At 69.8% G+C, this 14,552-nt stretch carries 10 protein-coding genes; 6 read left to right on the top strand and 4 right to left on the bottom strand.

Going from position 1 to position 14,552, the window contains the following annotated elements; genetic code table 11:
- Positions 1–21: 21 nt before the first annotated feature.
- Positions 22–2,394: an ATP-dependent zinc metalloprotease FtsH gene (gene ftsH / locus ACFOW8_RS05260; protein WP_378546224.1), complete on the bottom strand. Its 2,373-nt coding sequence runs from the start codon at positions 2,392–2,394 to the stop codon at positions 22–24.
- Between the two features lie 378 nt (positions 2,395–2,772).
- Between ftsH and ACFOW8_RS05255 the strand changes: the two genes are divergently transcribed.
- Positions 2,773–3,603 (top strand): hypothetical protein, encoded by an 831-nt coding sequence (locus ACFOW8_RS05255; protein WP_378546221.1) that lies wholly within the window; start codon positions 2,773–2,775, stop codon positions 3,601–3,603.
- Positions 3,604–3,675: 72 nt separating this feature from the next.
- Here ACFOW8_RS05255 and ACFOW8_RS05250 read toward each other — a convergent pair whose 3' ends face one another.
- On the bottom strand, positions 3,676–4,533 hold the full coding sequence (locus tag ACFOW8_RS05250; protein ID WP_378546218.1) for a DUF1266 domain-containing protein: 858 nt from the start codon (positions 4,531–4,533) through the stop codon (positions 3,676–3,678).
- A gap of 62 nt (positions 4,534–4,595) precedes the next feature.
- Between ACFOW8_RS05250 and ACFOW8_RS05245 the strand changes: the two genes are divergently transcribed.
- The 3 genes from ACFOW8_RS05245 (at position 4,596) to ACFOW8_RS05235 (ending at position 7,781) form a co-directional block, all read left to right on the top strand.
- Positions 4,596–4,868 (top strand): DUF2277 domain-containing protein, encoded by a 273-nt coding sequence (locus ACFOW8_RS05245; RefSeq protein ID WP_378546215.1) that lies wholly within the window; start codon positions 4,596–4,598, stop codon positions 4,866–4,868.
- Positions 4,869–4,961: 93 nt separating this feature from the next.
- Entirely contained in the window at positions 4,962–6,512 is a 1,551-nt protein-coding gene (locus ACFOW8_RS05240) for an aldehyde dehydrogenase family protein (RefSeq protein WP_378546212.1), read from the top strand.
- Positions 6,513–6,881: 369 nt separating this feature from the next.
- Positions 6,882–7,781 (top strand): LysR family transcriptional regulator, encoded by a 900-nt coding sequence (locus ACFOW8_RS05235; protein WP_378546209.1) that lies wholly within the window; start codon positions 6,882–6,884, stop codon positions 7,779–7,781.
- Here ACFOW8_RS05235 and ACFOW8_RS05230 read toward each other — a convergent pair.
- On the bottom strand, positions 7,778–9,112 hold the full coding sequence (locus ACFOW8_RS05230) for an amidase (protein ID WP_378548496.1): 1,335 nt from the start codon (positions 9,110–9,112) through the stop codon (positions 7,778–7,780). The two genes, ACFOW8_RS05235 and ACFOW8_RS05230, sit on opposite strands and share 4 nt — an antisense overlap.
- 231 nt (positions 9,113–9,343) lie before the next feature.
- On the opposite strand from ACFOW8_RS05230, the gene ACFOW8_RS05225 reads away from it, so the two are divergent.
- Positions 9,344–11,722: a serine/threonine-protein kinase gene (locus ACFOW8_RS05225; RefSeq protein ID WP_378546206.1), complete on the top strand. Its 2,379-nt coding sequence runs from the start codon at positions 9,344–9,346 to the stop codon at positions 11,720–11,722.
- Between the two features lie 42 nt (positions 11,723–11,764).
- Complete coding sequence (locus tag ACFOW8_RS05220) at positions 11,765–13,669, top strand: serine/threonine-protein kinase (protein ID WP_378546203.1); 1,905 nt, start codon at positions 11,765–11,767, stop codon at positions 13,667–13,669.
- Here ACFOW8_RS05220 and ACFOW8_RS05215 read toward each other — a convergent pair.
- Entirely contained in the window at positions 13,650–14,480 is an 831-nt protein-coding gene (locus ACFOW8_RS05215; RefSeq protein ID WP_378546200.1) for an SDR family NAD(P)-dependent oxidoreductase, read from the bottom strand. The two genes, ACFOW8_RS05220 and ACFOW8_RS05215, sit on opposite strands and share 20 nt — an antisense overlap.
- Positions 14,481–14,552: the final 72 nt, after the last annotated feature.

Below are 14,552 nucleotides of genomic sequence, written 5' to 3'. Positions count from 1 at the left end.
TCGAGCGTAGTTGGCCGCCGGTCAGCGGCGGCCGTTCGGCCCTTCCCAGTCGTTGTTCTCCGGCTCGGTGCCGGGGGCGGGTTGCTGCTGCGGCGCGGCGGCGGGCTGTTCACCCCACGGCTGGAAACCACCCGCGTCGCGCGGCTGCTCCGGCTGGCTCCATCCGCCCTGGCCTTGCTGCGGCTGCGGCCGGCCCCATCCGCCCTGGCCCTGCTGCTGCGGCTGCTGCTGTTCCTCCCGCGGCGGCCACCCCGGCGCCGACCAACCGGCCGGTGCGCCGTAGTCGGGACGTGAGCCGTGGGTGCCGCCCTGGCGCGGGAACGCCTGGGTCGGCGCGGCAGGCAGCGGGTAGCCGCTCGCGGGCGGCGCGGGCTGACCGTACTGCGGCTGGGCCGGGTGCCCGTTGGCAGGCGGGGCGCCCGCGGGCACCGGAGCGGGCGGCTGCACCGGCGGCCACGGCTCGCCGCGCTCGGCGGCCAGCTCGCCCGGCGTCTTCACCGGGGGCTTGTCGGACGGGAGCCGATCACCGAAGTCGTTGAACGCGGTGATCCGCGGCCGCTTCTCGACCCCGGCCAGCAGCGTCTCCAGGTCCTTGCGGTTCAGCGTCTCGCGCTCGAGCAGCGCGGTGGCCAGCGCGTCGAGCTGCTCGCGGTACTCGCTCAGGATCGACCAGGCCTCGGTGTGCGCCGCCTCGATCAGGTTGCGCACCTCCTCGTCGATCTCGCGGGCCACCTCGTGCGAGTAGTCCGAGCCCTGCCCCATCGAGCGGCCGAGGAACGGGTCGCCCTGCTCCTGGCCGTAGCGCACCGCGCCGAGACGCGCGCTCATGCCGTACTCGGTGACCATGCCGCGAGCGATCTTGGTCGCCTGGTCGATATCGGAGGACGCGCCGGTCGTCGGCTCGTGGAACACCAACTCCTCGGCCGCGCGACCGCCCATCGCGAACACCAGGCGGGCGATCATCTCCGAGCGGGTCATCAGGCCCTTGTCGTCCTCGGGCACCGTCATGGCGTGACCGCCGGTGCGGCCGCGGGCCAGGATGGTCACCTTGTAGACCGGCTCGATATCGGGCATCGCCCAGGCGGCGAGAGTGTGGCCGCCCTCGTGGTAAGCGGTGATCTTCTTCTCGTGCTCGCTGATGACGCGGCTCTTGCGGCGCGGACCACCGATCACCCGGTCGACCGACTCCTCCAGCGATTCGCCGGTGATCACGGCGCCGTGCTCACGCGCGGTGAGCAGCGCGGCCTCGTTGATGACATTGGCCAGGTCGGCGCCGGACATGCCGACGGTGCGCTTGGCCAGGCCCTCGAGGTCGGCGTCGGGCGAGATCGGCTTGCCCTGCGAGTGCACCCGCAGAATCGCGCGGCGACCGGCCAGGTCGGGATTGCCGACCGGGATCTGCCGGTCGAAGCGACCGGGGCGAAGCAGTGCGGGGTCGAGGATGTCGGGGCGGTTGGTCGCCGCGATCAGGATGATGCCGGTGCGGTCGCCGAACCCGTCCATCTCCACCAGCAGCTGGTTCAGCGTCTGCTCGCGCTCGTCGTGGCCGCCGCCGAGGCCCGCGCCACGCTGACGGCCGACCGCGTCGATCTCGTCGACGAAGATGATGCACGGGCTGTTCTGCTTGGCCTGCTCGAACAGGTCACGCACGCGGGAGGCACCGACACCGACGAACATCTCGACGAAGTCCGAACCGGAGATCGTGAAGAACGGCACCCCGGCCTCACCCGCGACGGCACGCGCGAGCAGCGTCTTGCCGGTGCCGGGGGGACCGTAAAGCAGCACGCCCTTCGGGATCTTGGCGCCGAGCGCCTGGTAGCGGGCCGGGTTCTGCAGGAAGTCCTTGATCTCGTACAGCTCTTCGACGGCCTCGTCGGCACCGGCCACATCGGCGAAGGTGGTCTTGGGCATGTCCTTGGACAGCTGTTTGGCCTTGGACTTGCCGAAGCCCATCATGCCGCCGCGGCCACCGCCCTGCATCCGCGACATCACGAAGATGAACAGGCCGACCAGCAGCACCATCGGCACGATGAACAGCAGCAGCTGCGACAGCCAGCTCTCCTGCTTGACCACGGTGTCGTACGGCGCGCCGGACTGCTGCACCGCGTCGAGGATCTTGGCCGAGTTCTCGCCACCGCCCGGGTACTTGGCGACGATCTTGGTGTTGTTGTTCGTCGCCTCGTTGCCGTTGTTCAGCTCGACGCGGAGCTGCTGCTCCTTGTCGTCGATCTGGATGTTCTTGATGTTGTCCTTGTTCTCGAGCTGACTCAGCGCAACGGAGGTGTCGACACTCTCCCAGCCGCGCGTGTCATCGCCGAGATAGCTGAACAGCCAGATCATGAGCATGATGCCCGAGATGATCGCCAAGGTGCGAAACACTGTCTTGCGGTTCATAGAGCGTCGGCCGGACGGCCCAGTCCTTTCCGGTTATTTCTCCGGGTGTGCCTAGCGAAGCGTCGAGATCGGCGGGTTTCGGATGCGGACATGCCACGTTACCGCGTACGGTCTAGTTCGATACATCGCGCAGTTCGGCTGCTGGTGCAGTTGCACTGGTCAACGCTCGAGGCACGACGGAGGTTCCCGAACGCCCCGGGCGTGTTGTTGCAAGTGGCCACAATCATGTCATGCCCGCCATATCGTGGGCGAGGACACAACGAGAGCGCAGGGGGTACGGACATCGTCGAGCTACGGACACCCACAGCGATTCTGCGCCACGGCCGGGGACGGCTCACCGTTCTCCGCCCTGGTAGCGACGGCGAGCGGGTACTCGATGTGCCCATCGCCGACCTGCTCAAGGTGCGCCTGAACAGGCGCGCCGACGACGCGGTGGTGATCGAGATCTACCAGCGCTACCCCACCCCGGTGCTCACCGGCGTGCCTGCCGACCGCACTCCGCTGCCGGTGCTCATCGCCGAACACGACGTGCCTGCCGCGCTCGGCATCGTCGACCGGATCAACGACCAGATCCTGGCGAGCAAGCGCATCGACGTGGCAGCACCCGATCTCACCCCGCCCGCCCCGGAATGGGGCAAATCGGGACCGGTACGCGCCGATGTCGAGCGCGCGGTGCGCCGGATGGCGCCGCGCAAGGAGGCCCGCTCGGCGGTCAACGCGCTGCACCGCTACGTCACGCCCGACGAGTATGTCCTCGAGACCGCGATCGCCACGGCCACGCCACCCGCCGGCCACGGCACCGGCCTGCTCGCCGCGACAACCACCCGGCTGCTGTTCCTCGGGATCGGCGGTGAGCGCTACGCGCACGAGTTGCCGGTACCCGCGATCCTCGGCGCCCGCACCGTCGACGGCGCGCGCTCGGCCCCCGGTGAGATCGACACCAGGCACGGCGGCTCCGGCATGGACGTCAGCGACGGCAATCGCACTCTGCACTTCGCCGGCGCCGACCGCGCCGACACCGAGCGGGTGACCTGCGCGGTCAACTTCGCCGTCCGCAGGCAGGCCGCCGACGGCGCAGCGGGCCCCGCCGATCCCGGCGTCTCTCAGCTGTACGCGGAGTGGGAACTGCTGGTGGAACGGCATTCGCTCGGCATGGTCGACGACACTCAGTTCCAGCGCTACGGCCGCGGGATCCTGCGCAGCCTGTGAGATGTGCTCGATGGCGCGCCGGCGCGCGACCTGCCTGGTGAGGCGACTCGGGTGCGCGCGGCGCGCTGTCGATCAGTTCGGTTCGGTGACCTCGGGCTGGTTCCGCTTCTCCGGCTCGTTGAGTTCGATGCGGCGCCACGGGCTGGTGGGGCGGGTCCACAGCCGCAGCAGTTCCATCCGGCGATCGACGCCGCCGTTCTTGAGTTCGGCCAGGTCCTCGGTGGCCTGCCAGTAGGTCCAGCCGGCCAGGTAGGCGTCGCCGAACTGGCGCCAGTTGCGGTAGCGGCGCTGTGCGGGCGGGAGCGCGCGCATGACGTATTCCCAGGCCACGTCGGCGTCCAGGTAACCTGCCGTGAAGGCCATCCTGGCGACGGCGACCACCCGGGCCAGGTCCCAGGCCTGGATGTCGTTGGGGAGCGGGCGGGCCAGGTGCTCGGTGAAGCCGATCTTGATGGCCTGGGCCCAGATGTCGTAGTCGCGGACGAGCGCCTCGGGGTTCTCCATCCCGCGGAACGAGCCGACCTGTCGTAGGAAGGCGCGGTGCCGGTCGGCGCGCTCGCCGAAGCGGTCGCGCTCGCTGGCGTTGATCGAGGCCATCACCAATGGATGCACCAGCGCGTAGAGGGGGGCGTGCATGCCTTCGAGCAGCTGCTCCATCGACGCGCGCGCCTCGGTGCCGTCGGTGATGCCCCAGGCGCCGGTGAGGGTGTCGATGGCGAGTTCGCGGCGGTCGCCGAGCGGGTGCTCGCGTTCGGGGCCGAGCAGCATCGCGTCGTGGAAGGCGTCCCAGCGGGTGGAATAGAAGGCGCCGAGTGCGAGCGCGCGCAGTTCGTCGTCGCTCACCCCGGCGCCGGACCAGTGGTCTTCCTCGCGCTCGTCCAGTTCGGGGTAGGGAAAGGTGGTCAGCGCTGGTACTCCCCTGGCAGGCATGCAGCAGAGTCTAGTGCCGCGGATGCCTCGCGTGACCTGTCACACAGGTCTATGGTTCTGACATGTGTAGAAATATCACCGTCTTGCGTGGTCTGGAGCCTGCCGCCACCGAGCAGGAGATCTACGCTGCCGCCTTGCAATACGTGCGCAAAGTCGGCGGCATCTCCGGACTGAGCAGCACCACCAAGCCCGCCGTCGACAAGGCCGTGGCCGCCATCGCCGAGGCCACCACCACCCTGCTTGCCGAATTGCCGGATCGCCGGGTGCCCCCGCCCACCGAGCCGCCGCTGCGCCGGATCGCGGCCAGGGATGCCGCGGACCGCGAAGCGGGATAGCGCACGGCCGTTCTGACACTGTACGGTCGCGCCGGGTTGTGCCACGCTTGCAGTTGGTGATTCAAAGCACACAACGCAGTGGGGAGTACACCAGTGACCGAACTCGACCAGTCCACGGCCGTGATCGAAGTACACAATCCGGCGACCGGCGACCGCGTCGGCACCGTACCGGTCCTCGCGCCGGACGATGTCGCGGCAGCGGTTCGGGAACTGCGCCTCTACCAGCCCGAATGGGAGGCGATCGGACCGGAGGGCCGTAAGCGCTGGCTGCTGAAGATGCAGGACTGGCTGATCGACAACACCGAGCACCTGGCCGGGGTGCTGCAGTCGGAGACGGCCAAGCCGCGCGTCGACGCGCTCATCGACCCGGCCTTCGCGGTGGATCTGCTCGGGTACTACGCGCGTCGCGCGGGCAAGTTCCTCGCCGACGAGCACCCGTCGCCGCACAGCCCGCTGGCCAGGGTGAAGTCGCTGACGGTGGCTTACCGCCCGTATCCGGTGGTCGGCGTGATCACACCGTGGAACTTCCCGCTCGCCATGCCCGCGATCGACGTCTTTCCCGCGCTCGCGGCCGGCGCCGCGGTGATCCTGAAGCCGTCGGAGGTGACCCCGCTGTCGGCGGTCGAGCTGGCGCGCGGCTGGGCCGAGATCGGCGCGCCGCCGGTGTTCAAGGTGGTCACGGGGGCGGGCGCGACCGGTGCGGCGGTCGTCGAGAACGCCGACTACGTCCAGTTCACCGGGTCCACCGCCACCGGCCGCAAGATCGCCGCGGCCTGCGCGGAACGGATGGTGCCCTACAGCCTCGAACTCGGCGGCAAGGACCCGGCCATCGTGCTGGCCGACGCCGATCTGGATCGCGCCGCGCACGGCATCGCCTTCGGCGGGATGTTCAACGCCGGGCAGGTCTGCATCTCGGTCGAGCGGGTGTATGTCGAGGCACCGGTCTACGACGAATTCGTCGCCAAGCTGACCGAGGCGGTCGCGGCGCTGCGGCAGGGCGCCGACGGTAGGGCCTCGAAGCACGATGTCGGCGCGCTCGCCAACGAGAACCAGGTGCGCATCGTGGCGCGCCACGTCGACGAGGCGGTGGCGGCGGGTGCCAGGGTGACCACCGGCGGCAAGCGCACCGGCGTCGGAACCTTTTTCGAGCCGACCGTGCTGGTCGACGTGGATCATTCGATGTCGTGCATCGCCGAGGAGACCTTCGGCCCGACGCTGCCGGTGATGAAGGTGGCCGACGAGGACGCGGCGATCCGGCAGGCCAACGACTCGATCTACGGCCTTTCTGCCTCGGTGTGGACCGGTGACAAGGCCCGTGGCGAGCGGGTGGCCAGGCAGCTGAACGTGGGCGCGGTGAATATCAACGACGTGTTCGCCAACCTGTTCAACCCGGCGATGCCGATGGGCGGCTGGGGCATGTCCGGCGTCGGCGCTCGGTGGGGCGGCGCGGCCGGGGTGCGCAAGTACTGCCGGGCGCAGGCGATGACGAAGCCGAAGCTGCCGACCATGGGCAAGGAATTGTTCTGGTACCCGTACGACATGAACAAGCTGGTCGTCGCGGTGGCGGCGATGCGGGCGGCGGGTGCGCGCGGTATCCGCCGGATCGACCTGCCCGCGGTGCTGCGGCTGAAGAAGGGGCAGTAGCCCCAGGGTCCGGCTGCGACGGCGATCCGTCGCAGCCGGACCGAAACCTGTTTGTGATGAAGATCACCTTATTTGATCGTCAGGCACCGAAACCGTGGTCATCGGTTCGTTCTGCCATCGTGCAGCGTGCGACACTTCGCACCGAGTCATGTGAAACCCGCCGCATTTGCGCTGGTCACCTCGCTCTCGGCGCGCCCGCCGCGATCCGGAGACCGAATCCACCACATCAATGACACCTCAATGATGCACCTCACCATCCGAGGCCATATGCTGTCGGATACCAACTCCACGACTGTTTTGATCCACTTACGCGAACTTCCGTGCCTGTTTTGGCTGGATTTTCCCGACCTATTCTGATAGCAAGGTGCTATGGACCCGCATTTGCGCGATCTGCGGTATTTCGTCGCCGTCGCTGAGGAACTGCACTTCACCAACGCCGCCCAGCGGCTGCACATCGCTCAGCCAACGCTCTCCCGCCAGATCCGCCAGCTCGAACGCCAGCTCGACGTGGTCCTGTTCGACCGCAACCAACGCAGTGTCGCCCTCACCGTAGCCGGTAAGGAACTGCTCGAAGGCGCCCGCAAGATCCTGGAACTGTGGGAGGTCACCAACGTCTCCCTCCAGGAAGCGGGCGAGGTGCTGCGCGTCGGCATCCAGTCCGCGCTCGGCCGCGGCCTGCTCAACGACCTGGAAAGCGCCAGCGGACACCGACTGGCCCTGCACGCCGCCTCCTGGAACGACCCGTCCAGCGGCCTAGCGGGCCGCCAGGCCGACCTGGCCTTGGTCTGGCTGCCGCTGCCCGACTCGCACCGCTACCGCTGGCAGGTGCTGCGCACCGAACCGCGCTGGGTCCTGCTCCCGGAGAACCATCAGCTGGCCGAGCAGGAGACCATCGACTTCGCCGACCTGCTCGACGAACCGTTCGTCGCCCTGCCCACCGAAGCCGGTGCCGTCCGCGACTTCTGGCTCGGCAACGACGCCCGCGGCGGCCGGGCCGCCAAGATCGGCGCCGAAGCCGCCACCCCCGAGGACAAGCTGGAGGCCGTCAGCCTCGGCCTCGGCGTGTGCCTGCTGGCCGAGAACAATGTGCCGATGTATCGCTGGCCCGGTCTGACCGCACGCCCGGTCACCGGTCTGAGCCCGTGCGAGCTCGCGGTGGCCTGGCGCGCCGACGACACCCGCCCGACCATCCTGGAGTTCGCGGGCCGCGCCGTCGACGGTGGGTTCTCCGAGCCACAGTCGCCGACGCCGACCGCGGTCGCGGTCTAGTTCGTCAGCTCCAGCTGGGCGGCGAGGCCGAGCAAAGTGGCCTCGCTGCCCGGCGGACCGACCAACTGGGCCGCGAGCGGGGTGTGCGCCGTGGGATGGGTGCCCATCGGTACCGACGCGGCCGGCCAGCCGAGCAGATTCCAGACGCCGGTGAACGGCGCGTAGCGGGCCGAGCTCAGCACGTTCGCCGCCCAGCCACGCCCGCTCCACACCTTGGCCTTGGGCGGTGGCGCCGCCAGCGTCGGCGTGATCACCACGTCGAAATTCTCGAAGAAATCACCCATCTGCGCTTCGATCCGATCGACCTGGCTCGCCCTGACCAGCCGCAGCCGCCGGATCAGCCTGCCGACCGCCAGGTGCCGTCTGGTCCGGCGTTGCAGCAGCTCGGGATGCGGTAGCCGATCGGCGTCGGCCAGCGCGAGGCTGGGCCAGCGCAGCAGCATGGCCTGCGCGGCGTCACCGTAGGGCAGGTCCACCGGTTCCACCAGGTGCCCGGCCGCCGCCGCCCGCGCGCCCGCGGTCCGCGCCGCCGCCGTCCAGTGCCGATCCATCCTGACCAGCCGCGACGGCGGAGCCACCGCGAGCCCGACACGCAATCGCTGCGGGGGCAGCAGCTCGGCCAGGTCCGGTCGGCCCGCCAGCACCGAAAGGGCTAGCGCCGCATCCGAAACCGTGGTCGCGAGCACGCCGTTCTCGGCCATTCCGGCCCAGGAGTTCGCGCCGATCTCCGCGGGCACCACCTGTCGACCCGGCTTGATCCCGAAGATCCCGCACGCGGCGGCGGGCACCCGGATCGAGCCGAGCCCGTCGTTGCCGTGCGCGATCGGCACCAAGCCCGCGGCGACGGCCGCCGCGGCGCCGCCGGAGGAGCCGCCCGCGGTCCGCCCGACATCGCGCGGATTACGGGTGACGATCTCCGCCTCGTCGGTGGTCGCCCACAGCCCGAGCTCCGGCATCGCCGTCACCCCGACGACGATCGCGCCAGCGGCCCGCAGCCGCGCCACCACCGGATGATCGACCTGCGCCGGATCGGTGGCGGCGGCCGCCGAACCCGTCCGCGTCGGCACGCCTGCCACCGCGATGTTCTGCTTGATCGCCACCGGCACCCCGGCCAGCGGCAGCGCGTCCAGGTCGTCGCGGGCGGCCAGCTCCACCGCTTCGGCTCGCGCCTGTTGAGCGCGAACCACGTTGAACGCGTGGATCTTCCGGTTCTCCGACGAGATGCGGGCGAGTGCCTCGGTGACCACGTCGACGGGCGCGATCGTGCCCGCGCGCACCCGGGCGGCCAGCGCCGCTGCCGGGCCGCCGATGGGGAATTCCTGGGCACCCATCGTCACCTCAGCGTCTGTCACGCCGTCGTCGTCGACGGACTCCCATGCTACCGCTGTGCTGTCCTCGTGCATCTGCGGAATCGCCCCCGTCGCATGGTCTCGAGATTCGGGTGATCTGCCGTGAATGCGCAAGTTATCATTCGGAAGAGGGCTCGGGGGCCGATGCTGTCGGTGTGGCGCGAACCTGAGCGCACCGCGCATGCCGCAGCCGAGCGCCGGCGAGGCGGAGGCATGAGCGAAGACACCGGAAACAGCGACCCGTCCACCGGCCGGCCGACGAATCTCCGTGGCGATGTGGTGGAGGCCTTCGTCGCTGCGTGGGGTTCGGTGGCCGGGGCGCCGCCGGAGATCACCGAGTTCCTGCCCGACGCGCGCACCCTGCGCAGGCAGGCCCTGCACGAGCTGATCCGGGTCGATCTGCGCAACCGCTGGCTGCACCACGCGCGCGCCGACATCGCCCGCAAGCGTCTCGCCGAGTACTGCGCCGAATTCCCCGAACTCGATCTGGCGGGCCTGCCCGTCGGGCTGGTGTTCGAGGAGTTCGTGATCCGCAGGCACAGCGGTGAGCGGGTCGACCCGCGCGAGTGTCTACGGGAGTATCCGCACCAGGCGGCGAGCCTGCGCGGCCTGCTCAACAGCGACGAGCTGGAGCAGAGCACCCAGGCGACGCTGAACCAACCCACCGAGCAGACTCGTACTACTGAGGTGACCACCCCTGAGCTCGATCTGACCGCGACGGCGACCTCGGCCGCGACGGCCGCGACGGCCGCCGACGCGTCGCCCGGTGCGTTCGAGCCGCTCGACCGCATCGAAATCGGTCAGCGTATCGGCGATTTCGAACTGCTCACCGGGCTCGGTTCCGGCGCGTTCGCCCGGGTGTTCCTGGCCAGGCAGCGGTCGATGCAGCGGCTGGTCGCGGTGAAGATCTCCGCCGATCGCGGTACCGAACCGCAGACCCTGGCCCAGCTCGACCACGACTACATCGTGCGGGTGTTCGACCAGCGGCTGCTCGACGCCCACGCGACACCGGCAGGTGCGCGCAGGCTGCGGTTGCTGTACATGCAGTTCCTGCCCGGCGGCACCCTGCTCGGACTGCTGCGCTGGCTCCGGGCCACCCCGCCCACCGAACGCAGCGGCAAGCTGCTGCTCGACGCGGTCGACGCGGCGATGGAGGAGAAGGGCGAGATCCGGCCGACCGATTCCAGCGTGCGCGCCGAACTGGCCGCGCTGACCTGGCCGGAAACCGTCGCCTGGCTCGGCCGACGGCTGGCCGAGGCGCTGGACTACGCCGCCGCGCACGGCGTATTGCACCGCGATGTGAAGCCGGCCAATGTGCTGCTCACCGCGGAGGGGGTGCCCAAGCTCGCCGACTTCAACATCAGCTTCAGTCGCGAGGTCGAGGGCACCAGCCCGGTGTCGTACTTCGGCGGCTCGCTGTCATATATGTCGCCCGAGCAGCTGGAAGCCTGCCATCCCGGCCTGGCCCGTTCGGCCGCCGACCTGGACACCCGCGCCGACATCTACTCCCTCGGCGTCGTCCTGTGGGAACTGCTGACCGGGGCGAAGCCGTTCGACGACAGCACCGCGGCGGCCGCGGGCAGCGGCGACGAGACCACGCTCGAGGCCATGCTGGAACGCCGCACCGGCGGTGTCGACAGCGCCGCCATCGACCGGGTGCCCGAGGACTGCCCCGCCGCCCTGCGCCGGGTGTTGCTCACCTGCCTCGAGCCGGATCGGGCGCGCCGCTGGCCCGACGGCGCGGTGCTCGCCAAGCAATTCGACCTGTGCCTGGACGCGCGCGCCCGCGATCTCGTCGACCCGCCGCCGCACAGCTGGCAGCTGCGGTTGCGCCGCTGGCCATTGCTGATCATGGTGCTCGCCGTCGGCGTGCCGAACGCGCTGGCCTCCTGGTACAACATCGTGCACAACCAGTCACTGGTGGTGAGCAGGCTCAGCGACACGGCGCAGCAGTCGTTCGTGGTGATCACCGCCGGGGTGAATCTGGTGTTCTTCCCGCTCGGCACAGTGGTGCTGCTGTATCTGGCCCGGTTCGTGCTGTCGGTGCCGCGGGGAATGCGGCACGGACGGCGCTACGACCCGGCGACCCTGCGCCGCACCAGACACGACACGCTGCGCCTAGGCGACCAGTTCGTCATCGTCGCGTTCTCGCTGTGGGCCATCTCCGGCGTCACCTTCCCGATCGCGCTGCAGCTGGCGGCTGGTGATGTGCCGGGCCGTGCCATCGTGCACTTCCTCGCTTCGCTGCTGGTGTGTGGCGCGATCGCCGTGGCCTACCCGTTCTTCCTGGTCACCTTCTACCTCGTGCGCTGCATCTACCCGATCTTCCTCCGGCACGGCGAGATCAGCACCGACGACAGCGCTTGGCTGCGCGCGCTGACCCGCCGCTGCACGTGGTACCTGGCCATCGCGGCCTCGGTGCCGCTGCTCGCGGTCGCCGGTGTCACCTTCCTGCCGCCCGGCGATATCCCGCAGGTGATCGTGGCCGTGCGGGTGCTGTGTGTGGGCGGCATCGTCGCGTTCGTCGGCTCCTATCTGCTGTTCCGCGCGCTGGAGGCCGATCTCGCCGCGCTGGACCGGGTGGTCTGCTGAGGCGGATTGAACCGCGGCTCGGGCGCACCCGTACCACCGGGTGTGAGCCCGACGAGCACCGAAGCCACCAGGCCCGCACTCGACCGCACCGCTACCGCGCACCCGACCGACCGCCGCGATCTGGACCGCATCGAGGTCGGCTGCCGGATCGGCGATTTCGAGCTGCTGACCGAGCTGGGGGCCGGCGCGTTCGCCCGGGTGTTCCTGGCCAGGCAGCGGTCGATGCAGCGGCTCGTCGCGGTGAAGATCTCGGCCGACAGCGGGTCGGAGCCGCAGACACTGGCCCAGCTCGATCACGATTTCATCGTGCGGGTCTTCGATCAGCAGGTCATCGAGTTGCCCGTCGACGGGTCGCCCCCGCTACGCCTGCTGTACATGCAGTTCCTACCTGGCGGCACCTTGCTCGGCGTGCTGCGCTGGGTCCGCGCGACCCCACCCGCCGAGCGCTCCGGTCTGCTGCTGCTCGACGCGGTGGACGCGGCGATGGAGGAGAAGGGCGAGATCCGCCCGACGGACTCGACGGTGCGTGCCGAGCTCGCCGCGCTGAGCTGGCCGGAGACCGTGGCCTGGCTCGGCAGCAGGCTGGCCGCCGCCCTCGCGCACGCGGCGGACCACGGCGTGCTGCACCGTGACGTGAAACCGGCCAATGTGCTGCTCACCGCCGAAGGTGTGCCGAAGCTGGCCGACTTCAACATCAGCTTCAGCCGATCCATCGATACCAGTCCGGTGTCCTATTTCGGCGGCTCGCTGTCGTACATGTCGCCCGAGCAGCTCGAAGCCTGCCACCCCGGCCACGCCCGCACCGCCGCCGATCTGGACACCCGCGCCGACATCTACTCGCTCGGCGTCCTGCTGTGGGAACTACTCACCGGGAGCAAGCCGTTCGACGACACCACCGTGCCGATCGACGACCTGCGCCCGGAGATCGCGCTGGACGCCGCCCTGGAACGGCGCTACGACGGCATCGCCGCACCCGCGCTCGACCAGGTGCCCGACGACTGTCCGGCCGCGCTGCGCCGGGTCCTGCTGACCTGTCTCGAACCGGATCGCGCCGACCGCTGGCCCGATGGCGGCACGCTGACCGCGCAGTTCGACCTCTGTCTCGACCCGCACGCTCGCGGCCTCACCGATCCACCGCAGGCGAGCTGGCGACTTCGGTTGCGCCCGTATCTGTTTCCGCTGCTCCTGCTCGCTATCACGATCCCCAATGCGATCGCCGCCTACTACAACAGGCAGCTCAACGTCGCGTTGGTGCACAGCAGACTCGCGCCGGGCACCCAGGCCGCACAGGCCACCGCCTCGGTTGTGACCAACGTGGTGTTCTTCTCGGTGGGCGGCATCGTGCTGATCTACCTCGGGCGCAGACTGCTGACCGTGCCCGCCCGCCTGCGCCGGGGCGAGCGATGCGACCCCGGCACCCTGGACCGGGCCAGACAGGACTGTCTGCGGTTCGCGGGCAGGGCCGTCGCGGTGGTATCGGGGCTGTGGATCGCGGCGGCCGGGGTGTACGCGACGACCATCGGGCTGGTCGACCAGGAACTGCCTGCCAGGACCGCACTGCATCTACTGCTGGTCGCGGTGATCTGCGCCGCGATCGCCATGGCCTACCCGTTCTTCCTGATCACCCTCTACCTGGTTCGCTGTGTGTACCCACTGTTCCTGCACCACGGCCAGGACTTCCGTGGCGACGGGCGCGCCCTGACCACGCTGTCGGGCCGCTCCCAGCGCTATCTCGTGGTGACGGCGTCGATTCCGCTGGTGGTCACCGTCGGCGCGACCTTCCTGCCGATCGCCGATCTGCTCACGACAACCACCCCGCTCCGCGCGATCTGCGTGGGCGGGGTGATCGGTTTCATCGGCTCCTACGCGCTGTTCCGGGTGATCGAGTCCGATATTCGCGCGCTGCTGCGCGTGGTCGGCGCGCACCTCACCCCGCCTTGCGGCTGAGCTTCTCCCACTTGGCGAGTTCGGCGGTACGCGCCCTGCTGAGATCGCCGACCATGTCGTAGGCCGCGTCGCCGAGGACGACGCGCTTGGGCGGGGTGTCCAGGTCTGCGATACGCAGGACGGCGGCGGCCGCCATGGCCGGGTCGGCGTCGGTGGACTCGTTCCACATGTCGGCGAGCCAGGCGCGCAGCGGGGCGTAGGCCTCGTTCTGCTCGGTCATGGTCAGGCCGGTGGTGAACAGGCCGGTCTCGTAGCCCCCCGGCTGCAGGATGGTGACCGCGATGCCGAAGCGCTCGACCTCCATGGCCAGCGCCTCGGTCATCGCGTCGAGCGCGGCCTTGCCCGCGCTGTAGACGCCGGTGGCAGCGAAGCCGCCCGCCGAGCCCATCGAGGAGACCTGCATGATGTGGCCGGAACCCTGGGCACGCAGCAGCGGAATCGCCGCCTGGCTCACCCAGAGCGCGCCGAAGAAGTTGGTGTCGAGGTGGGCGCGGGCCTGTTCCTCGGTGAGTTCCTCCAGCATGCCGAGGACGACGGCGCCCGCGTTGTTCACGACCACGTCGAGCCCGCCGAAGGCGTCGTAGGCCCGCTGGACGCCGGCGAAGACGGCCGCGCGGTCGGCGACGTCGAGCGCGAAGGTGACCAGCCTGCCGCCGGAGCCCGCGACGAGTTCGGCTAGCGGGCTGACGTCACGGGAGACGCCGACGACGCGGTCTCCCGCGGCGAGCGCGGCCTCGGTGAAGGCCCGGCCGAGGCCACGCGAGGCACCGGTGATGAACCAGGTGCGGGGCTGGGTTTCTGCGCGGGTCATACGAGCCTCCTCCAGTAGCGACGAGACGGTTCGTCTCGTTGACGCTCACAACTATGAGCCCGGTTCGCTCGA

Origin of the sequence: Nocardia rhizosphaerae (genome assembly GCF_042650365.1) — a bacterium.
Taxonomy (GTDB): Bacteria; Actinomycetota; Actinomycetes; order Mycobacteriales; family Mycobacteriaceae; genus Nocardia; species Nocardia rhizosphaerae.
This window is presented reverse-complemented; position numbering and strand designations above follow the sequence as displayed.